Genomic DNA, 23,750 nt, shown 5'->3' on the forward strand with positions numbered 1-23,750 from the left:
CGCGTCAGGGGCTTTCGAGGCGGTGGTGTCCAATATCGGCACACTCGCACCGGACTCTGATAAAAATCGATCCGCAGCCACTTTACGCACGACAACCAACGCCCGTCCATGGGACTCGAGGGGCGATTCGACGAGGAGGAGGGCGTCGTCCGCGTCGGCGGCGACGCGCGCCAGCGCTATCACGACTCGCGGGGCTACGGCTATCCACTCGAGGGCAACGAGATCGCCCTCGCACCCGTCGAGGCGGCCCATCTGCTGTTTCGCGGGGATCTGGAGGCCGTCGTCGCCGACGGCGATCGACTCGACTTCCGATCGTTCGTCGCCCGCGAACCCGGCGCGGGCTTCGGGGTGCAGTTTCTGGTCTACGCCGATCTGCGATCACGGGGATTCTACCTCTCACCGGCGGCGGAGCCGTGGGTCGCGGATCCGCCGACGACGGACTTCGCGGTCTTTCCCCGCGGGAAGGGGCCGGGTGACGGGGAGGTCGAGTACCCCCTGCGGGTCATCGGCGAGCGGACCGACGTGCCCGCGAGCACCCTGACGGAGAGCGTACTCGCCGTCGTCGACGAGGAGAGCGAGATCACCTATTTCGAGGTGACCGGTCGCGACCCTGACGGCACCTCCGCGTCGTCGCTGCCCGAGAATTGCGCGGCCGACCTGTTGGCCGATCGGGTCGTCGTCTGGGAACCGCCGCTCTCGCTGTACGAGGAGACATTCTACGGCCAGCCCCTGGAGGGACGGGAGTACGATCGGCCCACGTTACAGTGTTCGCTGCTCGAGGCCGCTTACCTCGCCGAACGGGGGGCGATCGATCTCGATCCGGACCGGGTTTGCGACCGCGGCCGCGACGTCGAGGGGGACCGATTCGAGCGCCGACTGCGCGTCTACACCGCGTTGCGGGATCGCGGCGTCGTCCCTAAGACGGGCTACAAGTTCGGCGCGGACTTCCGGACCTACGCGGACGTGGCGTCGGTCGAGGAACTCGGTCACTCGGAACTGCTAGTTCGCGTGCACCCGGCGGACTACGTGTTCGAACCTCGCGATCTGGCGCTCGACGTTCGGCTGGCTCACGGGGTCCGGAAGACGATGGTGTTCGCGCTCGTCGAGACGGACCGCGAATCGATCGAGTGGTGGTCGATCGAACGGCTGACGCCCTGACGAACGCGATATCGACCGCCTCTTTGAATGCCGTCAGGGCGTCAGTATCGCCTTGATACAGCCGTCTTCCTTGTCGTTGAATTTCTCGTACAGTTCCGGCCCCTCCTCCAGTCCGGCCTGGTGCGTGACGACGAACGAGGGGTCGATCTGTCCTTCCTCGATCATCCCGAGGAGCGAATCGAGGTAGCGCTGGACGTGCGTCTGGCCCGTCTTCACCGTCAGGCCCTTGTTCATCAGTGGCCCGATCGGGAGGTTCGCGCGGCCGACGTAGACGCCGGGGACCGAGATCGTGCCGCCCTTTCGGCAGCACTTGATCGCCTCGCGGAGCACGTACGGCCGATCGTCCTGCAGTCGCACCTCCTGTTTCACCCGATCGGAGGTGCCGGCGAACCCGGTGCCGTGGGCGTCCGTGCCGACGGCGTCGATACACCGATCGGGGCCGCGGCTGCCGGTGAGTTCCATCAGCCGATCGTAGACGTCTTCCTCCTCGTAGTCGATGACCTCCGCGTCGCCGTGGCTCCGGGCCATGTCCAGCCGTTCCGGGATGCGGTCGATCGCGATCACGCGCTCGGCGCCGAGCATCTGGGCGCTCTGGATCGCGAACTGGCCGACCGGACCGCAGCCCCAGACGGCGACCGTATCGTTCTCCTCGATGTCGGCGTTTTCGGCCGCCATGTACCCCGTCGGGAAGATGTCGGAGAGGAAGAGCACCTGTTCGTCGGGTAGGTTCGATTCGATCGTGATCGGCCCGACGTCGGCGTACGGAACCCGCAGGTACTCCGCCTGCGCGCCGGCGTAGCCGCCCATCATGTGGGAGTAGCCGTACAGGCCGGCCGGCGAGTGGCCCATGAGCTTCCGGGCCAGTTCGGCGTTCGGGTTCGAGTTATCGCAGAGCGAATACAGTCCCTGCTCGCAGAACCAGCACGAACCGCAGCTGATCGTGAAGGGCACGACGACGCGATCGCCGACCTCGAGGGTGTCGACCTCGTCGCCAACCTCGACCACTTCGCCCATCGGTTCGTGACCGATCACGTCACCCTCCCGCATCGACGGCACGCGGTCGTTGTAGAGGTGCAGATCGGAGCCGCAGATCGCCGTGGCCGTCACCTCGATGATCGCGTCGGTCGGATTGACGATCTCCGGCTCGGGGACCTCGTCGACGCGGACGTCCCGCTCGCCGTGCCAGCAGAGTGCCCTCATACCAGATCACCCGTCCCCCGAGCCGACGGATTGCCCGCGGTCGTCGTCGGGATCTCCCCCGTCTCGGCGAGGCTCTTGAAGCGGTCGAGTGCCTGGCTAACGATCGTCTCGGGGACGACGTCGAGTCGGTCCAGCACCTTCGTGCCGAGCTCGCCGCCCGGCGGGGTGAACCGGGTCCGCAGCGTTACTTTCGTCCCCCGATCGCCGGAGGCCGGATCGAACCGAAGCTCCAGGTCGTCGAGCAGCGCCGACCGGCCGATCGGTTCCCAGCGCAGCCGTTCATCGGACTCGTCGTCGACGAGGCGCGTCTCCCACGACAGTCGTCGATCGAGCGGTCCGCGGACGGTCCAGCGGTGGCGACCCGCTCCCAGCGAGGTGACGTCCGCGGCGCTCCCCGCGATGCGGTCGAGGGTCCCCGCGTCGCGTGCGAGCTCCGAGAGTTCGTCGGCGGGGGTCCCGATCGTGATGGACTGTTCGATCGTCGCCGATTCGGGGCGCGCGGACGCCGACCGATCCGTCGACGTCCCTGATCCGCTGGCGCCTCCGGCGATGGCCCGATACGACAGCCAGCCGCCGGCGGCCGCGATCGCCGCGCCGCCGAGCGACCGACGTCTGAGGCCGGCGATCACGAGCGCGCCGCCGAGCGCCGCGGCGCCCAGGCGTCGTCGCCGATCTCGATCGGTACCAGTCCCCGAAAAATCCGCGGGGGACGTCGCTTCCGACAGCCCGCCGGCCGTCGCGTCTACCGAGTGTTCAGGCATGGAGTCGGTGCATACTCGGGTGAAATCGCCTATTAGATGCCAGGGCTGAACATGAAGGCCGGGCCGAATCGATCGGCCGCCGGCGCGAACGAAAATCCGAGACGTGGGGTGGCCGACGATCAGCGGCGAGCGCAGCCGATCGACGAGTGGATCAACGGCGAATGCGGGCGACGCGAATAGCGAGCAGCGTTCCCAGACGCGGTCACCGCGTGCGACCCGGCTCCGGAATCGCGGCTCCCTCGTGGGCGAGCAGGGCTCGTTTCAGGCCCAGGCCGCCGCCGTACCCGGTGAGCGAATCCGCGCCGACCACGCGGTGGCAGGGGACGACGACGGGGATCGGATTCCGACCGCAGGCCTGACCGATCGCGATCGGCGCCGTCTCGAGGTCGGTCGCGAGGTCGCCGTAGGTACGGGTTTCGCCGCAGGGAATCCGGTCCATCGCGCGCATCACGGTTCCCGTGAAGTCGTCGGGATAGTCGACGGCGAGGTCGAACGTCGATCGCTGCCCGGCCTCGTACTCCCGCAGTTGCTCGCGGATCGTCGCCTCGTCCTCGTCGATCCGCGACTCGTCGATCTCCAGTTCGCGGTCGAATAGCCGAACGTGCATCGACGAGACGTTCGCGCCGCTCCCTCTTGATGCTGCCGTATGGCCGAGTGAGCCCGGCGACGAGAGCGAACGCGAAGGCGAAGGCTTTTGCGCACCGGCGCGCCAAAACGGACGTAATGACCGGAGACGATCGGCTCGAGGAGTCCGAGTCAGCGGAACCGCGATTCAGGGAACCGGTGACTGATGGCGGTGAGCGATCCTCGTCGGATCGAAGATCCGGCGGCGGGGCTGCAGGCGCCGACGGCGAGGGATCGGAGATTCCTCGAGCAGACGGCGGAGCCGTCGACGACGTCGCGCTCGATCCGTGGGGTTCCTCTAGCGTCTCCGACTACCGCAAACTGTTCGAGGAGTTCGGCATCGAGGAGTTCGAAGACATCCTCCCCGAGGTGCCGACCCCTCACTACCTGATGCGCCGCGGGGTCATCTTCGGCCACCGCGACTACGACCCGATCGCCCGGGCCTTGCAGAACGGCGACCCCGCGGCCGTCCTCTCCGGATTTATGCCCACCGGCGACCCGCACATCGGGCACAAACTCGTCTTCGACGAGATCATTTGGCACCAGCGGCGGGGTGCCGACGCCTACGCGCTGATCGCCGACCTCGAAGCGCACTCCGCCCGCGGGCTGTCCTGGGCGGAGATCGACGAGCACGCGCGCAACTATCTGCTCTCGCTGCTCGCGCTCGGCTTCGATCCCGAAGACGGGGAACTCTACCGACAGTCAACCAACCGCGAGGTACAGGATCTGGCGTTCGAACTGGGGATCGAAGCGAACTTCTCCGAGCTAGGGGCGATCTACGGCTTCGACGGCGAGACCGACGTCTCGCACATGCAGTCGGTCGTCACCCAGATGGCCGACATCCTCTACCCCCAACTCGACGAGCCGAAGCCGACCGTCATCCCCGTCGGCCCGGACCAGGACCCCCACGTTCGGCTGGCGCGGGACCTCGCCGAACGGATGCGCTTTTTCAAAGTGAGCGAGGCCTACGCCAGCTTCGAACTCGACGACGAGGAGCGCGCGCTCGTCGCGGACTTCCACGATCGGCTCGATCCCGCCGATTTCGACGACGACGATCTGCGCTGCGTCCACGTCGCGGAGGCGATCGAGGGGACGCCCCTCGAAGACCTCGGCGTCGGCGCGGACGCGCTCGGATCGCTCCTGACGAAACTCGAGGAGGCCGGCATGGAGCCGGTTCGACCCCGAACCCGCTTTTTCGATCGCCGAGCGACCGACGAGGCGTTCGACGCGCTTATAGCGGCGATCGACGGCGAGAAGCGCGTCTACGAGAGTCACGTCGACGCCTTCGACCTCGACCTCGACGAGGCCGCGGAGCTCGCCCGGGAGATCGAGGTCGAAAACGGCGGCTACGGCTTCCTGCCGCCGTCATCGATTTACCACCGCTTCATGACCGGCCTGACAGGCGGCAAGATGTCCTCGTCGATCCCCGCCAGCCACATCTCCTTGCTCGACGATCCCGAGGACGGCTACGACAAGGTGAAGGCGGCGACGACCGGCGGCCGCGAGACCGCCGAGGAGCAACGCGAACTCGGCGGCCGCGCCGACGAGTGTCCCGTCTACGAACTGTACGCCTACCTCTTGGCCGGCGACGACGACGAGTTCGCAAAGCGGGTCTACGACGAATGCGTCGGCGGCGAACGCCTCTGTGGCGACTGCAAGGAACAGGCCGCCCAGCTCATGAAAGAGTTCCTCGCGGAGCACCAGGAGAAACGCGAGGAGGTCGCCGATCTGCTGGAAGAAGCCGACATCGAACTCGAATCGCCGCGCGCGAGGTAGCAGGCGGGAACGGGGAACAGTGCGGACGGAGCGAGTCAGTACCGACCGATCTCGTCGCCGAGTTCGTCGTTGAGGTACGACCCGATCGCGCCGCCGCCAGTCGCGAACACGACGACGTAGAGCGGGCCGAACAGCACGGATTCGGGGAAGAATTCGGGAACGAGTCCGTTAGTGAGGAACAGGCCGACCGCTACCACAGCGGCCGCGATCGCACCGGCGAACGCGCCGACAACTGCGCCCTCCGTGAGATCGTCCCCTTCGAGATAGCCCGAAACGAGCCCGCCGAACAGCGGCGCGAAGGAGACGAGCGAGAACAGAAACAGCGCGAGGAGGCCACCGAGCAGCCCGTTGACGGCCGTCGGCCGCCGATCGGAGTCGGTCCGGTCGACGGACCGATCGGTAGTGCGGTCATCGGTGTGATCGTCACTGACGTCGGATTCGTCGTCCGGATCGGTGTTGACCATACGCGTCTCCTCTCACGTCAGCAGGAGAAACCTTCCGGTTCGAGAGTACGTGACGGCGCGACGACGCGATCGGCCGTGGACCACCGCAACGCTTTTGCTTCGGCCCGAACAGGACTCGCGTATGGCATCCGAACCCGACGTTCGTGCCGGCGTCGCCCGCCCACCGCAGCGTCCGCGCCCAGGGTTCGGCTTCTTCTTCGCCCGGTAACGCCGGGCCGGTGGATCCGCGGGCGCTCACACCGGGTGCGCGCGGCGAAACCGACCGTTCGCGCGAGCCGTCCGGGTCGTTCGGACGGTATCGGAACCGCTAACTGACCGACACGCAGCCATACGAACAAGCGAATGCAACTTCCAGCACAACAGGTCGCGGTCTTAGAGGCCGCGAGCGCGGACGAGGCAACGTCCGTCGACGCCCTCGCCGAGGCGACCGACCTTCCCCCGGAGACCGTCACCGGGGCCGCCTTCGAACTCGAGGCGGAGGGGCTGGTCGCGGTCGACGAGCGGGTCGACGAAACGATCGCCCTGACCGACGAGGGGCGCGACTACGCGGCGGACGGGCTTCCAGAGGTGCGACTCCACGAGGCCGCCCTCGACGCCGGCGCCGACGCCGACCCCGTCTCCATGGGGCGGGTCATCGGCGCGTCCGGACTCGACGGGCCGCAGGTCGACATCGCGTTGTCGAACTACGCCCGGAAGGGCTACGGCGCGATCGACAGCGGCGAGATCACGGCCGATCCCGACGCCGATCCCGCGGCGGACGCGGAGGCCAACGCGCTCGGCGTGCTCGCCGAGAAGGAGGAGGCGCCGATCGACGCGATCGAGATCGACGACGAGACGCTCGACCAGTTGGAGCGACGCGGCCTGCTCGAGCGATCGGAGACGACGGTCCGCGAGGTGACCCTGACCGAGCGCGCCGTCACCGAATTGATGGCGGGCATCGAGACCACCGAAACCGTCGGCCAGGTCACACCCGGACTGCTCACGAGCGGCGACTGGCGCGACGTCGAGTTCGCCGAGTACAACGTCGAGGCCGACGCCGAGCGCGTCGAGGGCGGCCGGGTCCACATCCTGCGCCAGACCGCCGAGCGCGTGAAGGACGTTCTCGTCGGCATGGGCTTCCGAGAGATGGAGGGGCCACACGTCGACGCGGACTTCTGGATCAACGACTGCCTGTTCATGCCCCAGGACCACCCCGCTCGCACGCACTGGGACCGGTTCGCCCTGGAGCAGCCGACGCACATCGACGATCTGCCCGAGGACCTCGTCGATCGCGTCGAGCGAGCCCACAAAGAGGGCGTCGGCGAGGACGGCGAGGGCTACCACTCGCCGTGGGACGAGGACTTCGCGCGTGCGCTCGCGCTTCGCGGGCACACGACCTCGCTGTCGACGCGCTACCTCTCCGGCGAGCAGATCGGCGAGATCGAACCGCCCGCGCGCTTCTTCAGCGTCGAAAAGGTCTACCGTAACGACACGCTCGATCCGACGCACCTGCTCGAGTTCTTCCAGATCGAGGGCTGGGTGATGGCCGAGGACCTCTCCGTACGCGATCTGATGGGTACCTTCGAGGAGTTCTACGCTCAGTTCGGCATCACGGACATCGAGTTCAAGCCCCACTACAACCCCTACACCGAGCCGTCGTTCGAGCTGTTCGGCACGCACCCGACGACGGGCGAACTCGTCGAGATCGGGAACTCTGGCATCTTCCGCGAGGAGATGCTCGAACCGCTCGGCGTCGACTGCGACGTGATGGCGTGGGGGCTCGCCTTAGAGCGCCTCCTAATGTTGATGTACGGCTTCGAGGACATCCGCGACATCCACGGCACGCTCTGCGACCTGGACCTACTGCGGAACACGGAGGTGACCTACTGATGCCCACCGTCGACATCGACCCCGACGAACTGCGCGAGCTGACCGGCCGCGAGGAGAAAAGCGACGAACAACTCAAGACGGACCTGTTCGGCCTCGGCCTCGAGTTCGAGGGGCGCACCGAGGGCGGGGCGTTCGAACTCGAGTTCGCCCCCGATCGGCTCGATCGGCTCTCCGTCGAGGGCGTGGCGCGATCGATGCGCTACCACTACGGCGATTCGCGCGGCGTTCACGTGCCCTCGACGAATCGGGCGGAGTGGACGATCGTCGTCGACGACTCCGTGCCGGACGAGCGACCGTACGTCACCGGCGCGGTGATCCGCGACGTCGACCTCGACGAGGACGGCCTGGATTCGCTGATTCAACTGCAGGAAAAACTCCACGCGACGATGGGCCGCAAGCGCGCGAAGGGCGCGATCGGGATCCACGACCTGACGATGCTGAAAGGGTCCCCGGCCACCGAGGGGAATCCGACGATCGAATACGTCGGCGTCGAACCCGAAGGAGACACGTTCGTTCCGCTCGACGCCGATCGAGAGATGACCCCGGCGGACGTGCTCGAGGAGCACCAGACGGGCCGGACGTACGCCGATCTCGTCAGCGGCTACGAGCGTTACCCAGCGATCTACGACGATATCGGGCTGTTCTCGTTCCCGCCGGTGATCAACGGCCGCCGGACCGAGGTCTCGACGGACTCGCGGGACCTGTTCGTCGAGATGACGGGCACCGACCAGTGGACGATCGACAAGATGCTTTCCATCGTCTGCTACGCGCTCGCCGCCCGCGGCGCGACGATCGAGGACGTCGTCGTGGAGTATCCGGACCACGAGCTCGTCCGGCCCGACTTCTCCACGAAGACCAAAACTGTCGCGCACGATCGCATCGAGACCGTTCTCGGGATCGACCTCGATCCCGACGAGGTCGTCGACCTGGCGGAGCGATCGGGACTCGAAGCCGAGCGGGCGGAAAACCAGGACGGCGACCTCGTCTACGAGGTGACGATCCCGCCGTACCGCGTCGACGTACTCCACCCGCTGGACGTCATCGACGACCTGGGGCGCGCCTACGGCTTCAACGACCTCGAGCCGCGCTACCCCGACGTCGGCACCGTCGGCGGCCGCCACGAGCGATCGCGCCTCGAGAACGCCGCGCGCACGCAACTCGTCGGCCTCGGCTTCGAGGACCTGCTGAACTTCCACATGATCAGCGAGGCGGAGAACTACGATCGGCTCGAGATTTCGCCCGGCGAGGACGTCTACGGCGCCGGCGAGCCCGCGACGATCAAGGAACCCTATAGCGAGGACTACACGATGCTGCGGACGTGGGTACTCCCGTCGCTGCTGATGGTGCTCGAAAACAACACCCACCGCGCGTACCCGCAGGACCTCGCCGAGATCGGCTTCACGGCCGAGGTCGACGAGCGCGAAAACACGGGCGTCGACGAGGGGCGGTCCGTGGCGGCCGTCCTCGTGAGCCACGACGCCGGCTACGAGGACGCCAAAGCGCGACTCCAGGCGCTCGCCCGCGCGTTCGACGTCGACCTCGAGACGCCGCCGACGGACCACCCGACGTTCATCCCGGGTCGGACGGCGGGCGTCGTCGTCGACGGCGAGGCGGTCGGCGTGATCGGCGAGGTGCACCCGAAGGTGCTCGTCGAACACGACCTCGAAGTACCGGTGTCGGCGTTCGAGTTCGATCTCGACGCGCTACGGTAGACGGAACACCGGCGGGACCCTACCGGATCTCGCCGTAGGTGCGCACCAGTTCGCCGTCGACGTACCGCCGCTGCTCGAAGCCGAGCGCGTTACAGAGCAGCGTGTGACCCATGAACGAAACGGCGTAATCGGCCATCCCGAACGGGTGGAGGACCGTCTGCTGGGCCGGCGGCAAGATCGAGCCGAGGACGTTGATCTCGGCGTCCCCCGCCGTCAGCGTCCCGGCGCTGACGCGATCGTCGCCGCCGGTGGTTCCGGCGATGTCGCCGCCGGCCTCGACGAACGCGTCGCGATCGACGACGGTCGCCGGCTGGTCCACGCCCGTGGTGTAGCCGAGTTGCGATCCCTTCCACATCTCCTGTTGTCTCGGTCGGATGCCGTCGAGCAGCGGATGGTCGAAGTCCCGGTTATCGAGGTTCGCGAACTGAACCTCGATCGTCTCGACGTCCTCGGGATCGATCGCGGCGGCGTCGCCGACGTCGAGTTCACCCAGCAGGCGCACGCCCGCATCAGTTAGCACGAGGCCGCCGCCGGCCTTGACGAACAACTCGATCGCCGCGACGTACCACGGATTGTCGATCCCGCCGTCGTGCGAGACGACGAGCGTGTCGTACCGGCGTTTCCCGGAGTTTCCGCGGAGCAGCCGGCCGATGCGCGCGTCGTGAACCCGCAGGCCGTCCATCCGCCCGTCTTCGAGGAAGGGTTCGAGGTCGGCGAAGAACTGCATCGGGTTGACGGTGTACTCGCGCTGTTCGTAGCCGAGTACCTCCTCGGGGTTCGGATAGCCGGCGTCGCTGTCCAGGATCGTCACGTCGACCTCGATTTCGGCGTCGCTCTCGACCTCGATCTCCCACTCCCCCGCTTCCGGACGGTGGACGTACCACCCCTCGAAATCGTGCGGCCGTCCCGGAGCGTCGGGTACCGACCGTTCGGCGAGATCGAGCTCGTGGACGACGGTGCCGGCGGGATCCCTGACGCGGACGGCGCCGTCGGTCGCACCGGCGACGCCGGAGAGGTGGATCGACAGCGAACGGGACGCGGCGGTGGTCTGCGTCCCGACGCTCGATCGATCGCCGGGGCCGGGTTTGACGACGTCGTGACGGCGGCGAACCTCGGCGGCGCGGTCCCGGCCGGAACCGCGGCCCTTTCCGGGGTGCTCGTCGGAGTACGGGAGGTCGGCCGACGATCTGGTGAGGTCGCTGGACGTGACGTAGGCAGTGTCCTGGCCGCCGGTCGCGACGGTCGCGCTGGTGTCGGCGGCGGTCATCTCGGCGTACTCGCGCATCGAGATGCGGTAGGCCGTGACCAGGTGGCGCTCGGCGTACGGCTTCCACTCGATCCGGGCGTCGGGGAAGTGGTTCGCGAGGACGATCTCGGGCGCGACGGTGATGGCGCCGAGGCCGCCGAACTCCTCGGGCTGGCCCGCCCAGCCGAGGAACGCGCCGGTCACCTGGTAGGCAAGCGAGTCGTAGATCGTCCCCCAGTCGAAGAGACCGCCGAAGCTGTCGCCGTCCGGAACGACCGGGAACCCGTACTGCTCCTCGCCCGCAGCAGCGACGTCGTCTGCGATCGCGTCGATGCCTCCCCACTCGTCCTGCATTCCCTCACCGATGCGGATGTTGACCTCGTCCAAGTCGTGGGTGCCGGCGTGATCGAACGGCGCGTTCGTCTCGAGGTTGAACACCATGTGATCCGCGGTGTACATCCCGTGGTAGTCACAGAGGTACTCGACGTTCTCGTACCCGCGGAAGTGGTCGACGATCGCGAGTGCGTCCGGGACGACGTCCTCGTATCCCAGTCCTTCCTCTTCGTACCCGGGACGGACCTCGGGTGCGTCCTCGGGTTCGGCGGGCCAGAACGCCGGATCGACCCACCCCATCGTCGGATACTGTCGGTTGGTGTCGATCGGGCTTCCGTCGACGAAACTCGCGTTCCCGCGCCGGAAGTTCGTCTGCGTGTCGCCCCACGGGATCTCGAACTGCGGCTTGCGCGAAACCCAACCGTCGGGGTTCGTGAACACGAAGACGAACGCGATCTCGTCGAGCAGCCCCTCGAGGTCGTCCGCCTCGCCGCGGGCGAGGTCCTCGACGAGTCGACTGCCGGCTTCGACGCCCGCGCGCTCGTCGCCGTGGATCGAGAGGGAGTAGACCACTTTCTCCTTCTCGGCGAACGAGTCGGCGCCCCGGACGTCGTTCGCGACGTCGACGACGTAGATGTCCTGCGGATCGGGATCCTCCCCGGTGTACAGGTTGGGCCACCCCGGCGACGACTCGAGGGAGTGTACGCGCACGCGATCGGGGTGCGTTTCCTCGAGGTGTGCGAGTCCCTGCGCGGTCTCCCGGTACGAGACGAACTCTCGCGCCTCTTCGACCGGCGGGAAGACGCCGTCGGCATAGGGTTCCTCCTCGAGTGTCCACCACGGGTTCGCGCCGGGCGAGAAGTCCATCGTCTCGACGCCTTCCATCTCGAGCACGTCGGCGACCTCGTCGGCGGTGAGGTGGGCGTGCGCGGCCGGCGTCGGCGACTCGCGGGTGATCGCCTTCGGCGCCCGTGACAGCTCGGGATCGGGTTCCTCCTCGTACTCGTCCGCGAAGGCCTCGAGCGCATCCTGCGTCGCGAACTCGATGACGGTCGGTGCTTCGTACTCGTCGGGCGTGTGGTTGACGACGAACTGATACTCGTCGGTCAGCGGATCCCCGGAGACGTCGGCGGTCGCGGTACCGGGGAGCGCGAGCGCGGCGCCCGTCGCGGCCGAGAGCCGGAGGAACGTCCGTCGGTCGACGGGACTGTCCTCGAAGTCCGCGTCTCGGACGGCGGGGTCGTCGGTGGGGGCGGTACGATCGGTCGATCGGGGACGGCGTGGTTCCTGTGCCATGTGCGATCGTGGGACGAGCCCACACCGAGAATGCCACGATGATTTCGGCCATATATCGTGAGGAACGAGTGAATGTCACTGGAAAACGTATCTTTACGTGACCGTACGTGGTGGAAACTCGATTCGGCGGTCTCCGGGGCCCGGCTCACCAGATCGATTCATGTCCCCCCGCGTCCGGTTTCGAATACCGGTGCAGCCGCTCGAGGGTTCTTCAGTCCACATCGTGCGCCGAATACCGCCGGATCCGGGCGCTTCCGGACCCGCGGAGTACTGCGATCGGGTTCGAGTGCAACTACGGGCGTGTTGGCCGTGCTAACGGAGATTCCGATGACGGAGTCTCAGAATTCGTGTTCTACCTCGTCCTCGTCGGCCTTCTGGATGATGATCTTGCCGTCTCGGACGCGGACGAAGACTTCGTCGCCGATATCCATGCCCGCGACTGCGAGTTCATCCTCGTGGAGGTTCAGGTGCACGTTGTGATAGTTGCCGTCTTCGTCTTTCGCACCGCTTGGACTCAACTTCTTTTTCCGTACCATCGCGGGATTCTATGACGAACTTCGCCGTAGGATATACTTAAGTGTTTTCGACGGCCTGACGACTGCCGCGTGCGTATGCGTGTCACAGGTTCGTGTCTCCCGGCGGTGGAACAGTCTCGTGACAGTGGACCTCGCGCTCGACGCGGAGCCACTGCGGACATGTGGGGATACGGACACACTTAAAGATACCGGCGCTGTCGGTCGGTTTTGGGGGATATCTTTATGTCGGATCGTGTGCTGAATTGGCATGGAGGCGAAACCATGGTACGTGAAGACGGGAAACGGAACTTTGCACTGCGCGGATCGGACGGCGAAGAGTCGAGCGTCTTTTCGGGGAACACGCCACGGCAGGCCGCACTCAAGGCGGCCCGCCGGCTCGAACCCGGATCGAGCGAAAACCAGGCCGAGCGCGTCGAGCTTCGGCTACGAGAGAAAGGAACCGACAAAGTCCACATCTACGACGGCTGGGCATGGGAGGAGACCGCTCCCGACGACAAGCCGGACTGGATGCCAAACGAGATCACGGAGGCGAACGTCTCCAAGAAGGGGATCGAGCACCTCGAGGAGTGACGCAGGCGACGACCGAGTCTCGGGATTTTTCACAGCAGAACGGACGAGTAATGCAGGGTTCGCGATCGCTGGTTGCAGAACGCCCGCACGATGCGTAGCGGGTGGAGTGCTCCGCTCGGACGGTTAGTCGGTGATCGTCACGTCGCCGCTCGTCGTTTCGAACTGCAGTTGATGGGTTCCGTCGCCGACGGTCGCCTCGAGTTCGGTGTCGGTCCGCCTGACGGGATCCGCACGATCCGTGGTGAGCGCGATGTCGCCGCTGCTGGTCGCGACCGTCACGGTCGCGTCGGTAGTATCGCCGAGCGCGTAGGTGATCGCCCCGTTCGTCGACTCGAACGTGGCGTCGCCCTCGATCGCGTCCGCAGCGACCGCGACGTCGCCATTGGTCGTCTCGATCGTCGTGCCGTCGCCGAGCGTCTCGACGCCGACGTCGATCTCGCCCTTCGTGGTGCTCGCGGCGAGGGTGGACTCGAGAGCGCTCGCGTCGATGGCTCCGTTTACCGTCTCGAGGGCGGCGTGCTCGAGCTCGTGCGGGACGGTAAGCACGGTTTTGATGTCGGGTCGCGATTCGGCCGTCAGCCCGAGCCACTCCGCGGTGGTGTGATCGTATTCGACCGTTACGTCGAGGGCGTCGTTGCCCTCGTCGATCGATAGCGTGGTCCGGTCCAAAGAACCCTCCGTGCCGCGCTGTTCGACTACGAGTTCGACCGTCTCGCGATCGGTTCCGATAACCGAAACGGGGCCGACGTCGGTGGCGACCGAGATCTCGGCGACGTCGTAGGTTTCACTGAACGTTTCCGTCGTGCGCGTATCACTTCCTTCGTCTAGTACCCGACCCGTCGCGATACCGCCGAGCGCGAGTCCGCCGATCGAGACAACCGTACCCGCAAGGAAGACTCGTCGACGGGTGATCGTGGAATCCATGTGGAGCTCTCACCTTCGCAGGCTAACAGTATGCGACTCCGGACAAGTAACTTTCTAGTCCACCTATGAAATCACCGTGATAGTAAACGAAAGGAGTTCGGCAACTGTCCGTTGATTTCCGACGGGAACGGCGATCCGCGACCGGCTACAACACCGGATCTCGATCGGTCGTCGAAACTGATCGACATCCCGACGTTCTTTTGATGGCGACCCGACTAGAGGTTAGCAATGTCTGCAGTCACGCTTGGGCCGAAGGGCACGTACTCCCACCGGGCGGCGACCGCGATCGCCGACGGCGACGCGATCGAGTTCCGCCAGTCGGTGACGTCGATCGTCGACGCCGTCGCCAGCGAGGACCACGATCGCGGCGTCATCCCGATCGAAAATAGCATCGAGGGAAGCGTCACGGAGAGCTTAGACGCCCTCGCGGGGTACGACGTCGCGGTCGTCCGCGAGATCGTCACCCCGATCAGGCACGCCCTCCTCGCCCAGGGGCCGAAGTTCGACACGATCGCCAGCCACTCCCAGGCGCTAGCGCAGTGTCGCACCTACCTCGAGCGGGAGTACCCGAACGCCACGCTCGAGGCAGTCGCGAGCACGGCCCAGGGCGTCGAATACGCCCGCGACGATCCCTCCGTGGCGGGAATCGGCCATCCGGCGAACGCCGAGAACGGAACCACCCTCGACGTGCTGGCCGAGGACATCCAGGACCAAGACTCGAACGCGACCCGCTTCTTCGCGCTCGCGCCCGCCGAGGAGCGATCGAAAGGCGGCGGCAAGACCTCGCTGGTCGTCTACCCGAACGCCAACTATCCGGGCCTGCTGCTCGAACTCCTCGAACCGTTCGCCGATCGGGACATCAACCTGACCCGCGTCGAGTCGCGTCCCAGCGGCCGCCGGCTCGGGGACTACGTGTTCCACGTCGACATCGAGGCCGGTCTCTACGAGGCCCGGACGAACGAGGCGATCGCAGATCTCGAGGACCTGGCCGAGAAGGGCTGGGTCCGCAAACTCGGCTCGTACGACACCGAACACGTCGTCGAATAACGGAACCACAAACGGTTTTCAGCGCTCCTGCCTGAGAGTACGAGTATGCCACTCGAAGAGGGAGCAGACGCCCCGATCGTTACCGCACCGAACCAGGACGGCGAGGAGGTCGAACTCGACTTCGACGAGCCCACGGTGCTGTACTTCTACCCGGAAGACGACACGCCGGGCTGTACGATCGAGGCCAACCAGTTCCAGCGGGAACGCGAGACCTACGCGGACGCTGGCGTCGAGGTGTACGGCGTCTCGACGGACGACGTCGACTCCCACGAATCGTTCTGCGACTCCGAAGGGCTCGAGTTCGACCTACTGGCCGATCCCGATGCCGAAATCGCCGACGCGTTCGACGTCGAACTCCGGAACGGGGCGACCGCGCGGACGACGTTCTTTCTCGCCGACGGCGAGGTGAAGGCGGTCTACGAGAACGTCGATCCCGACGGTCACGCGCGCGACGTCCTGCTGGACGCGATCGACGAAGGCCGAGTTTCGCTGCCGGAGTAACCCGTCGAGCGCCCCGGTCGCGACGGATCGCCCGGGCCGATCGCGAGCGGCGACCGAGTCCTCCTTCTGTCGTTCGATCACGGGCAGAATTTATCCGGTTCGAGCGCGTACCGCGAGCCATGCGACGAAATCCGTTCGAAGAAATCGAGGATGTGCTCGAGCGCGTCAGCCGGCAGGTCGAAGAGGGAATGGGCGCCGGCGGGCTCCAGGTCCCCGGCTCGGTGCCGGTCGACGTGGCGGACACCGGCGAGGAGTACGTCGTCACGGCCGACCTTCCCGGCTACGACACCGACGACATCGACCTGACGCTCTCCGACGGGACGCTGCGGCTCGAAGCCACGCGGACGGACGAGGAGGAGTACGCCGAGGGCCGCTACCTCCGACGCGAGCGGACCCGGGCGTCGGCGAGCCGGCGGATCCGCCTGCCGGAACCGGTCGACGAGGACGCGATCTCGGCCGGCTACGAGGACGGCGTGCTGACGGTCCACCTCCCGAAGGTCGGTGGCGGCGAGGAGTCGAAGTCGATCGACATCGAGTGAGGCGACCGGGCCGCGGCGGCCCGCGTTTCGGGTACAATCCGAGCGAAGGCGACCGGCGATATCGACGGTGGGTGACACTCGCGAGTCGCCGCGATCGTCGGAGGTCGATCGGCGGCCGGTTCCGGATCGGCGCGTCGAGCCCGCTCATCCGTTCGATCCCCGAGGTGTAGTGCTTTTACCCCGTCCCGAACAATGAGCGGCTATGAGCTACGACCCGCAGGAACTGGAGGCCGAGTGGCGCGATCGCTGGGCCGAGTCGGGTCAGTACGAAGCTGATCCCGACCGGCGAGACGACGCGACGTTCGTGACGGTGCCGTACCCGTATCCGAGCGGCGGCATGCACATCGGACACGCCCGCACGTACACCGTCCCCGACGTGTACGCGCGGTACCGCCGCCAGCAGAGGGACAACGTCCTCTTCCCGATCGGGTGGCACGTCACGGGAACGCCGATTATCGGCGCCGTCGAACGGCTGAAGAAGGGCGAGGAGGAACAGCTGTCGGTTCTGCGAGACGCCTACAACGTCCCCGAAGACACCCTCGCGGATCTCGAGACGCCGATGGGATTCGCCCGGTACTTCATCGACGAGCACTACAAGCGGGGGATGAAGCAACTCGGGCTGTCGATCGACTGGCGCCGCGAGTTCACCACGAACGACGAGCGCTACTCGAAGTTCATCGCCTGGCAGTACGAGACGCTCAGGGAGCGCGGACTCCTCGAGAAGGGGCTGCACCCGGTCAACTACTGTACGAACGAGGGTCAACCGGTCACGACGCACGACCTGCTCGAGGGGGAAGACGCCGAGTACCAGGAGTACACACTCATCAAGTTCGCGGACGACGAGGGGACGATCTATCCGATGGCCACCCTGCGCCCCGAGACGGTTCGAGGGGTCACCAACGCCTACATCGACCCCGACGCGACCTATGCCCGCGCGATCGTCGGCCGCTCCGAACGGGGCTCGGACGGGTCCGCCGAGCCGTCCGCGTCTTCCGGCGACGAGGAGTGGATCGTCTCGGCGGAGGCGACCGAGAAGCTCGACCTGCAGGCCCGCGAGGTCACCGTCGAGGAGACCGTCGAGGGGGCCGAACTCGTCGGCGAGCGCGTCACGAATCCCGTCACCGGCGAAGAGGTACTCGTCATCCCCGCGGGCTTCATCGACACGGACAACGCGACCGGCGTCGTGATGTCCGTCCCGGCCCACTCGCCCGACGACTGGGTCGCCCTCGAAGCGGCGAAGGCGCGGGCCGACGAGCTGGCCGAGTACGGCGTCGACCCCGACGACGTGCGGGCGATCGAGCCCCGAGCGATCCTGACGATCGAGGGGTACGGCGAATTCCCCGCAAGAGACGCCGTCGAGGAACACGGCGTCGAGTCCTCGAGCGATCCGGCGCTCGAGGTAGCCACGCAGGAGCTGTACAACCGCGAGTTCCACCGAGGCGAACTCGCCGAGGAGTACGGCGAGTTCGCCGGCGAAGTCATCGAGGACGTCCGCGACGAACTCGAATCCCACTTCCGACAGGTGGGCGACTTCGACGCGATGTACGACTTCGCGGAGGAAGTGGTCTGTCGCTGCGGCGGGGACGTCGAGGTCTCCGAACAGGAGACGTGGTTCCTTCGGTACAACGACGATGATTGGCGGGAGAAGGCTCGCCGAGCCGTGGCGAACCTGGACGCGATCCCGGAGAACACCCGCGAGCAGTACGATCACACGATCGACTGGCTCGAGGAGTGGCCCTGCATCCGGAACTACGGGCTCGGCACGCGACTCCCGTGGGACGACGACTTCGTCATCGAGCCGCTGTCGGACTCGACGATATACATGGCGTACTATACGTTCGCCCACCGGCTCGAGGACGTTCCGCCCGAGGAGATGGACCGCGAGTTCTTCGACGCGCTGTTCTACGGCGAAGACGCCGTGGACGACCCTGACGAGCGGGCGCTGGAACTGCGCGAGGAGTGGGACTACTGGTACCCCGTCGACTACCGCTGTTCGGCCAACGACCTGATCTCGAACCACCTCACCTTCTTCCTCTACCACCACGCCGAGCTGTTCGAGGAGGAGAAGTGGCCCCGAGGAATCACCAGCATGGGGATAGGTCTGCTCGAGGGCCAGAAGATGAGCTCCTCGAAGGGCCACGTCGTTCTTCCCGACGAGGCCATCGAGGAGTACGGCGCCGACACCGTCCGGTTCTTCCTGCTGAACAGTTCCGAGCCGTGGCAGGACTTCGACTGGCGGGCCGACGAGGTCGGCTCGACGCGGAACCAGCTCGAGCGGTTCTGGAACCGGGCGATCGAGATCGTCGAGCTGCCGGACGGCGAGCGCGACCTCGAGCAGCCGGACCGCTGGCTGCTGGCGAAGCTCCAGGAGGTCGTCCGCGAGGTCACCGACTCGATGGAGCGCTTCGAGATCAGATCGGCGAGCCAGCACGCCTTCTACCGGTTCGAGGAACACCTCAAGTGGTACCGTCGCCGGACCGGCCTCGATCAACGGGGGGCGAGTTCGTCCCCCGAGCATCGCGCTCGCTCCGTGAGGGCTCAGCGGCCGGGAGCGCGATGGACGCTACGGACCGTCCTCGAGACGCGACTCCGACTGCTGGCGCCGTTCGTTCCGTTCATGGCGAACGAACTCCACGAACGGCTGACCGGCGAATCCGCCGAGGACGTCCCGTGGCCGGAACCGGTACCGGAGTTCGACGACCCGACCGTCGTCGCCGAGGAGGACCTGATCGAAGGCGTCTTCGAGGACGTTCGTGACATCGTCGGCGTGACCGACACCGATCCCGAGACGATCCGGCTCTACGTCGCCGCCGACTGGAAGCGAGACGTCCTCGATACCGTGGTCGAAAGCGCGGTGCAACGCACCGCGGACGAGGCGAGCGGCGATAGCCGCGAGCACGTCGGCCCGAACCAGGGACGGGTCATGGGCGAAGTGATGCGGGACGACGACCTTCGCAAGCGGGGCGACGCCGTCAATCGCCTCGTCGGCGACCTCGTCTCGTTCGTCCGCGAGCGCGACGAGGGGACCGTAGAGACGCTGACCGCGATCGACGAACGAACCGTCTACGAGGAGGCGTCCGACTTCCTCGCTTGCGAGTTCGACGCCGACGTCGAGGTCTACGCCGAAGACGGCGACCCCGTCGATCCCGAGGGGAAGGCGGACCAGGCTCAGCCGTTTCGGCCGGCGATCCACCTCGAGTAGCCGCGTCCCTGCGGCCCGGTTCGCTCGCCGATCGGACGGAGTTTTCGTCGCGAATGCGAAGGTATAGGATGCCGACGGGCACACCGATAGGTAGGAATGAGCGACGAGGGATACGACCACGCAACGATCGAACGGCGCTGGCAGGAGGCGTGGGACGAGTCGAACGTCTACCGGACGCCCGACGACGTCGAGGACCCGACGTACGTCCTCGGGATGTATCCGTACCCGTCGGGCAAGCTCCACATGGGCCACGTTCGCAACTACACGATCACGGACGCGTACGCCCGCTACCGGCGGATGCGCGGCGACGAGGTCCTCCACCCGATGGGGTGGGACGCGTTCGGACTCCCCGCCGAGAACGCGGCCAAGGAGCGCGATACTAACCCGCGGGACTGGACGTTCGACTGCATCGACACGATGCGCGGCCAGATGGAGGCGATGGGCTTTGGCTACGACTGGGAGCGAGAGATCGCCACCTGCACGCCCGAGTACTACCGGTGGAACCAGTGGCTCTTCTCCCGGTTCTACGACGAGGGGCTGGTCGAGCGCCGCGACGCCGAGGTCAACTGGTGTCCCCACTGCGAGACCGTCCTCGCCGACGAGCAGGTCGAGGGCGAGGCCGAACTCTGCTGGCGCTGCGACACGCCCGTCGAGCAGCGCGAACTGGAGCAGTGGTTCCTGCAGATCACCGAGTACGCCGACGAGTTGTTAGAGGCGATCGACGAGCTCGAGGGGTGGCCAAACTCGGTCCGACAGATGCAGCGCAACTGGATCGGCCGGCAGTACGGGACCGAGCTCGAATTTGATGTCGAAGGTTACGGCGGCGTCGAGGCGTTCACCACCCGCGTCGACACCATCTTCGGGGCGACCTTCTTCGCGATCGCGCCCGATCACCCGATCAGCGAGGAGCTGGCCGAGGAGAACGACGACATCCGGCACTTTATCGAGCACGAGGCCGACCCCGAAGGCGACGAACCGAACGGCGTCGCGACCGGCCTCACCGCCACCAACCCCGCCACCGGCGAGGAGATCCCGGTCTACGTCGCCGACTTCGTCCTCTCGGACGTCGGGACCGGCGCGCTGATGGCCGTCCCCGGCCACGACGATCGCGACCACGCGTTCGCGACGAAGCACGACCTGCCGATCGAACCGGTCGTCGCCCCCGAACCCGAGGGCTGGGACGGCGAGACGGTTCCCGACGCGCCGGACGTGAGCGAGGAGGCCTTCACGGAGGACGGGGTGTTGGTCAACTCCGGCGAGTATTCGGGACTGGACAGCGAGACGGCCCGCGATCGGTTGACCGAAGATATCGAGAGCGCCGAGAAAGCCACCCAGTACCAGCTTCGCGACTGGGGGATCTCGCGCCAGCGCTACTGGGGAACGCCGATCCCCGTCGTCCACTGCGACGACTGCGGCCCCGTGGTGGTACCCGAGGAGGACCTGCCCGTCGAACTCCCCGAGTTCATCAACACGACGGGCAACCCGCTGGACGCCGCCGAGGAGTGGAAGCGGACGACGTGTCCCGACTGCGGCGGCACAGCCGCCCGCGAGACGGACACGATGGACACCTTCGTCGACTCCTCGTGGTACTTCCTGCGGTACGTCTCGCCCGATCTCGACGACGCGCCGTTCGACCTGGAGCGGGCCAACGACTGGATGCCGGTCGACCAGTACGTCGGCGGGATCGAGCACGCCGTGATGCACCTCCTCTATGCGAGATTCTTCACGAAGGTGCTGGCCGACCACGAGGGGCTCGAGCACCGCGAGCCCTTCACGAACCTGCTGGCCCAGGGAATGGTCCAGCTCGAGGGCGAGAAGATGTCCAAGTCGAAGGGGAACGTCGTTTCGCCCCAGCGGATCGTCGAGGAGTACGGCGCGGACACCGCCCGGCTGTTCATGATGCAGGCGGCCCAGCCCGAGCGCGACTTCGACTGGAGCGAGGAGGGCGTCCGATCGACGAACGCCTTCCTCGGGCGGCTGAAGGGGATGGTCGACGACTTCGTGGGCGCGGCGCGTGGCGCCGCGGAAAGTGCGAGTAGTGCGGAACTTCGTTCCGCAAACAGTCGAGCGGCGGAGCCGCGAGACGACGGCGACGAGCCGCGAGCCGAGCGACCGGACGGCGCGGACGACGCCATCGCCAGCTACGTCGAAGCGGAGATCGACGCGACGATCGCGATCGCCGGCAACGAGTACGACGATCTGACGTTCAACAAGGCGCTGCGCGAAACGCTGGAGCTTGCTCGGACGCTGCGGAACTACGCGAGTCACACCGAACCCCACGCCGAAACCTTCGAGCGCGGGCTGTCGGCGGTCGTCCGCCTGCTGGCGCCCGTCGCGCCCCACCTCGCCGAGGAACTGTACGAGACGCTCGGCAACGACGAGTTCGTCGTCGAGGCCCCATGGCCGACCGCCCGGATCGATCGCGACTCCGTCGAGAAGCGCCGCAAGCTGGTCGAGAACACCCGCGAGGACGTCCGCCAGATCGTCGACGTCGCGGGCATCGAGGATCCGAAGCGAATCGACGTCGTCGTCGCTCCGGAGTGGAAATACGACGCCCTGGAGATCGCGATCGAGAGCGACGCCGACAACCTGATCGGCGAACTCATGGGAGAGTCGCACATCCGCGAGCACGGCGACGCCGCGGCCAGTTATGGCCAGGATCTCCAGGCCGAGCGCGAGGCACTCTCGATGACGCTCGGACCCGATGACGAGCACGCGGCCCTGGAGTCGGCGGCGTGGCTGCTCGAACGCGAGTTCGACGCGCCGGTCCGGGTCGTCCGCGCCGACGCGGTCGACGAGTCCGTGCTGAAAAACGCCGAACCCGGCCGACCGGCGATCGAGATCGAAGACTGAAACCCCGCCAAAGTTCTCCGGAACTGACACTCGCTTCCGCCGGGGAAATCGATCGGTCCGCGTCGACCCACGGAGTCGTCACGGAGCGAAGACCGTCACCGCGACCGACGGTCGTCACCGTTCTTTATTCCGCTGCCCGTGGTACGACGGAACTCAGTCGCCTGCGAGATGACCTCCACTCAACCCCGAACGGATCCGTTCCGATGGACGTTCGCCGATCGAGACGCGTCGCCGACAGCACCCCACGTCTTCTCGATGACGTGGCGCGACGGTCTGTTCCTCCACTGGCCCGTCGATCCAGATGACGTTCGACCGCACGTCCCCGAGGAGTTAACGCTCGAAACGTACGACGGCCGGGCGTGGCTCAGCGTCCTCCCGTTCGTCCTCACGAAGGCGGGGCTCCGCGGAGCCCCGCCGATCGCCCGGATCGCGTTCGCGGAACTCAACGTCCGAACGTACGTTCGGTGCCGGGGGGACCCGGGGCTGTTCTTCTTCAGCATCGACATCGGAAACCCCGCTGTTGCCGCGCTGACCGGACGAGGAACGCGCCTCCCCGTCCACTACGCCCAGATGCACGTGAGCGGCGGCGAGGATCGCGTTTCGTTCGCGAGCACCCGGGACGGGGCGACGCCCGCCGTCGGCGCGCCGACGGGTGACGACCCGCCGGCGCGATTCGCAGCGACCTACCGGCCGGCCGGCCCCGCCTTCACCGCCGACGAGGGGACGCTTGAGTACTGGCTCACCGAGCGCCGTCGCTTCTACGCGTCGAGTGGCGGCCGCGTGTTGTCGGCCGAGATCGCACACGATCGGTGGCCGATCCGATCGGCCGAGGTGACGATTCGCGAGAACACGATGTTCGAGGCCAACGGACTTCCGCAGCCGGCCGGCGACCCGATCGCGTACTTCTGCGGCGATCTCTCGATGACCGGGTCGATCCCCCGCCGCCTCCGCGAACGGCGATCGTAGTGCAGCGACGGCAGGAGGGTACGATTGCGATCCGCCGATCGATCCGTGTGGCGTGCGTCCGAATATATTCGTGTAGAACCCACAATAACTATTCAATTTTCGACAATAAGCTCCAAATGATACTCGAAGGGTCCTCTTATAGTGGTGAATTTCAGAATTACATCGATGGTTTG

18 protein-coding genes are annotated in these 23,750 nt (G+C 66.6%); 11 read left to right on the forward strand and 7 right to left on the reverse strand.

The genetic code is table 11. The annotated features are described in order from the left end of the window. The first annotated feature begins 108 nt into the window (after nucleotides 1-108). The gene (gene endA / locus MUH00_RS06250; protein WP_247003092.1) at nucleotides 109-1,158 is read left to right on the forward strand and encodes a tRNA-intron lyase; all 1,050 of its coding nucleotides are present in this window, start codon (nucleotides 109-111) and stop codon (nucleotides 1,156-1,158) included. Between the two features lie 33 nt (nucleotides 1,159-1,191). On the opposite strand, the gene MUH00_RS06255 is transcribed toward endA, so the two are convergent. From MUH00_RS06255 to MUH00_RS06265, 3 genes are all read right to left on the reverse strand, one after another. Then, nucleotides 1,192-2,358 carry a zinc-dependent alcohol dehydrogenase gene (locus MUH00_RS06255; RefSeq protein WP_247003094.1) on the reverse strand — a complete coding sequence of 389 codons (1,167 nt, stop codon included), beginning with the start codon at nucleotides 2,356-2,358 and terminating at the stop codon, nucleotides 1,192-1,194. Then, the gene (locus tag MUH00_RS06260; protein WP_247003096.1) at nucleotides 2,355-3,119 is read right to left on the reverse strand and encodes an SRPBCC family protein; all 765 of its coding nucleotides are present in this window, start codon (nucleotides 3,117-3,119) and stop codon (nucleotides 2,355-2,357) included. The genes MUH00_RS06255 and MUH00_RS06260 overlap by 4 nt, the downstream gene beginning before the upstream one ends. 202 nt (nucleotides 3,120-3,321) lie before the next feature. Beyond that, nucleotides 3,322-3,726, reverse strand: coding sequence for a methylated-DNA--[protein]-cysteine S-methyltransferase (locus MUH00_RS06265; RefSeq protein ID WP_247003098.1), 405 nt, complete (start codon nucleotides 3,724-3,726; stop codon nucleotides 3,322-3,324). A gap of 116 nt (nucleotides 3,727-3,842) precedes the next feature. On the opposite strand from MUH00_RS06265, the gene MUH00_RS06270 reads away from it, so the two are divergent. Beyond that, complete coding sequence (locus MUH00_RS06270) at nucleotides 3,843-5,519, forward strand: tryptophan--tRNA ligase (RefSeq protein ID WP_247003100.1); 1,677 nt, start codon at nucleotides 3,843-3,845, stop codon at nucleotides 5,517-5,519. Between the two features lie 35 nt (nucleotides 5,520-5,554). Here the strand turns inward: MUH00_RS06270 and MUH00_RS06275 are convergent, their stop codons facing one another. Further along, on the reverse strand, nucleotides 5,555-5,983 hold the full coding sequence (locus MUH00_RS06275; RefSeq protein WP_247003102.1) for a DUF5518 domain-containing protein: 429 nt from the start codon (nucleotides 5,981-5,983) through the stop codon (nucleotides 5,555-5,557). A gap of 342 nt (nucleotides 5,984-6,325) precedes the next feature. Between MUH00_RS06275 and pheS the strand changes: the two genes are divergently transcribed. After that, nucleotides 6,326-7,852 carry a phenylalanine--tRNA ligase subunit alpha gene (gene pheS / locus MUH00_RS06280; protein WP_247003103.1) on the forward strand — a complete coding sequence of 509 codons (1,527 nt, stop codon included), beginning with the start codon at nucleotides 6,326-6,328 and terminating at the stop codon, nucleotides 7,850-7,852. Then, on the forward strand, nucleotides 7,852-9,564 hold the full coding sequence (pheT, locus tag MUH00_RS06285) for a phenylalanine--tRNA ligase subunit beta (RefSeq protein ID WP_247003105.1): 1,713 nt from the start codon (nucleotides 7,852-7,854) through the stop codon (nucleotides 9,562-9,564). Before pheS ends, pheT begins: the two co-directional genes overlap by 1 nt. 19 nt (nucleotides 9,565-9,583) lie before the next feature. Here pheT and MUH00_RS06290 read toward each other — a convergent pair whose 3' ends face one another. Together MUH00_RS06290 and MUH00_RS06295 are read right to left on the reverse strand one after the other, a co-directional pair. Next, entirely contained in the window at nucleotides 9,584-12,439 is a 2,856-nt protein-coding gene (locus tag MUH00_RS06290) for a M14 family metallopeptidase (RefSeq protein ID WP_247003107.1), read from the reverse strand. A 338-nt stretch (nucleotides 12,440-12,777) separates the two neighbouring features. Continuing rightward, complete coding sequence (locus MUH00_RS06295; RefSeq protein WP_006066039.1) at nucleotides 12,778-12,975, reverse strand: hypothetical protein; 198 nt, start codon at nucleotides 12,973-12,975, stop codon at nucleotides 12,778-12,780. Nucleotides 12,976-13,236: 261 nt separating this feature from the next. On the opposite strand from MUH00_RS06295, the gene MUH00_RS06300 reads away from it, so the two are divergent. Beyond that, the gene (locus MUH00_RS06300) at nucleotides 13,237-13,545 is read left to right on the forward strand and encodes a non-histone chromosomal MC1 family protein (RefSeq protein ID WP_247003109.1); all 309 of its coding nucleotides are present in this window, start codon (nucleotides 13,237-13,239) and stop codon (nucleotides 13,543-13,545) included. A 123-nt stretch (nucleotides 13,546-13,668) separates the two neighbouring features. Here MUH00_RS06300 and MUH00_RS06305 read toward each other — a convergent pair whose 3' ends face one another. Further along, nucleotides 13,669-14,469: a DUF4097 family beta strand repeat-containing protein gene (locus MUH00_RS06305; RefSeq protein ID WP_247003111.1), complete on the reverse strand. Its 801-nt coding sequence runs from the start codon at nucleotides 14,467-14,469 to the stop codon at nucleotides 13,669-13,671. A gap of 228 nt (nucleotides 14,470-14,697) precedes the next feature. On the opposite strand from MUH00_RS06305, the gene pheA reads away from it, so the two are divergent. From pheA to MUH00_RS06335, 6 genes are all read left to right on the forward strand, one after another. Then, nucleotides 14,698-15,516 (forward strand): prephenate dehydratase, encoded by an 819-nt coding sequence (gene pheA / locus MUH00_RS06310; protein WP_247003112.1) that lies wholly within the window; start codon nucleotides 14,698-14,700, stop codon nucleotides 15,514-15,516. A gap of 45 nt (nucleotides 15,517-15,561) precedes the next feature. Continuing rightward, nucleotides 15,562-16,017 carry a peroxiredoxin gene (locus tag MUH00_RS06315; protein WP_247003114.1) on the forward strand — a complete coding sequence of 152 codons (456 nt, stop codon included), beginning with the start codon at nucleotides 15,562-15,564 and terminating at the stop codon, nucleotides 16,015-16,017. 119 nt (nucleotides 16,018-16,136) lie between these two features. After that, entirely contained in the window at nucleotides 16,137-16,556 is a 420-nt protein-coding gene (locus tag MUH00_RS06320) for an Hsp20/alpha crystallin family protein (protein ID WP_247003115.1), read from the forward strand. Nucleotides 16,557-16,758: 202 nt separating this feature from the next. After that, a complete protein-coding gene (gene leuS, locus MUH00_RS06325) occupies nucleotides 16,759-19,758 on the forward strand; it encodes a leucine--tRNA ligase (protein ID WP_247003117.1) in 3,000 nt (999 codons plus the stop codon). A 96-nt stretch (nucleotides 19,759-19,854) separates the two neighbouring features. Further along, nucleotides 19,855-22,611 (forward strand): leucine--tRNA ligase, encoded by a 2,757-nt coding sequence (gene leuS / locus MUH00_RS06330; protein ID WP_247003119.1) that lies wholly within the window; start codon nucleotides 19,855-19,857, stop codon nucleotides 22,609-22,611. A gap of 168 nt (nucleotides 22,612-22,779) precedes the next feature. Beyond that, nucleotides 22,780-23,577: a YqjF family protein gene (locus MUH00_RS06335; RefSeq protein ID WP_247003121.1), complete on the forward strand. Its 798-nt coding sequence runs from the start codon at nucleotides 22,780-22,782 to the stop codon at nucleotides 23,575-23,577. Nucleotides 23,578-23,750 lie beyond the last annotated feature (173 nt).

It is taken from the genome of Halosolutus gelatinilyticus, from assembly GCF_023028105.1.
GTDB lineage: Archaea > Halobacteriota > Halobacteria > Halobacteriales > Natrialbaceae > Halosolutus > Halosolutus gelatinilyticus.

Bases quoted from the DNA above. Each gene is read 5' to 3' on its own strand.
- endA (WP_247003092.1), top strand. From the start codon at position 109: ATGGGACTCGAGGGGCGATTCGACGAGGAGGAGGGCGTCGTCCGCGTC.
- MUH00_RS06255 (WP_247003094.1), bottom strand. From the start codon at position 2,358: ATGAGGGCACTCTGCTGGCACGGCGAGCGGGACGTCCGCGTCGACGAG.
- MUH00_RS06260 (WP_247003096.1), bottom strand. From the start codon at position 3,119: ATGCCTGAACACTCGGTAGACGCGACGGCCGGCGGGCTGTCGGAAGCG.
- MUH00_RS06265 (WP_247003098.1), bottom strand. From the start codon at position 3,726: ATGCACGTTCGGCTATTCGACCGCGAACTGGAGATCGACGAGTCGCGG.
- MUH00_RS06270 (WP_247003100.1), top strand. From the start codon at position 3,843: ATGACCGGAGACGATCGGCTCGAGGAGTCCGAGTCAGCGGAACCGCGA.
- MUH00_RS06275 (WP_247003102.1), bottom strand. From the start codon at position 5,983: ATGGTCAACACCGATCCGGACGACGAATCCGACGTCAGTGACGATCAC.
- pheS (WP_247003103.1), top strand. From the start codon at position 6,326: ATGCAACTTCCAGCACAACAGGTCGCGGTCTTAGAGGCCGCGAGCGCG.
- pheT (WP_247003105.1), top strand. From the start codon at position 7,852: ATGCCCACCGTCGACATCGACCCCGACGAACTGCGCGAGCTGACCGGC.
- MUH00_RS06290 (WP_247003107.1), bottom strand. From the start codon at position 12,439: ATGGCACAGGAACCACGCCGTCCCCGATCGACCGATCGTACCGCCCCC.
- MUH00_RS06295 (WP_006066039.1), bottom strand. From the start codon at position 12,975: ATGGTACGGAAAAAGAAGTTGAGTCCAAGCGGTGCGAAAGACGAAGAC.
- MUH00_RS06300 (WP_247003109.1), top strand. From the start codon at position 13,237: ATGGTACGTGAAGACGGGAAACGGAACTTTGCACTGCGCGGATCGGAC.
- MUH00_RS06305 (WP_247003111.1), bottom strand. From the start codon at position 14,469: ATGGATTCCACGATCACCCGTCGACGAGTCTTCCTTGCGGGTACGGTT.
- pheA (WP_247003112.1), top strand. From the start codon at position 14,698: ATGTCTGCAGTCACGCTTGGGCCGAAGGGCACGTACTCCCACCGGGCG.
- MUH00_RS06315 (WP_247003114.1), top strand. From the start codon at position 15,562: ATGCCACTCGAAGAGGGAGCAGACGCCCCGATCGTTACCGCACCGAAC.
- MUH00_RS06320 (WP_247003115.1), top strand. From the start codon at position 16,137: ATGCGACGAAATCCGTTCGAAGAAATCGAGGATGTGCTCGAGCGCGTC.
- leuS (WP_247003117.1), top strand. From the start codon at position 16,759: ATGAGCTACGACCCGCAGGAACTGGAGGCCGAGTGGCGCGATCGCTGG.
- leuS (WP_247003119.1), top strand. From the start codon at position 19,855: ATGAGCGACGAGGGATACGACCACGCAACGATCGAACGGCGCTGGCAG.
- MUH00_RS06335 (WP_247003121.1), top strand. From the start codon at position 22,780: ATGACCTCCACTCAACCCCGAACGGATCCGTTCCGATGGACGTTCGCC.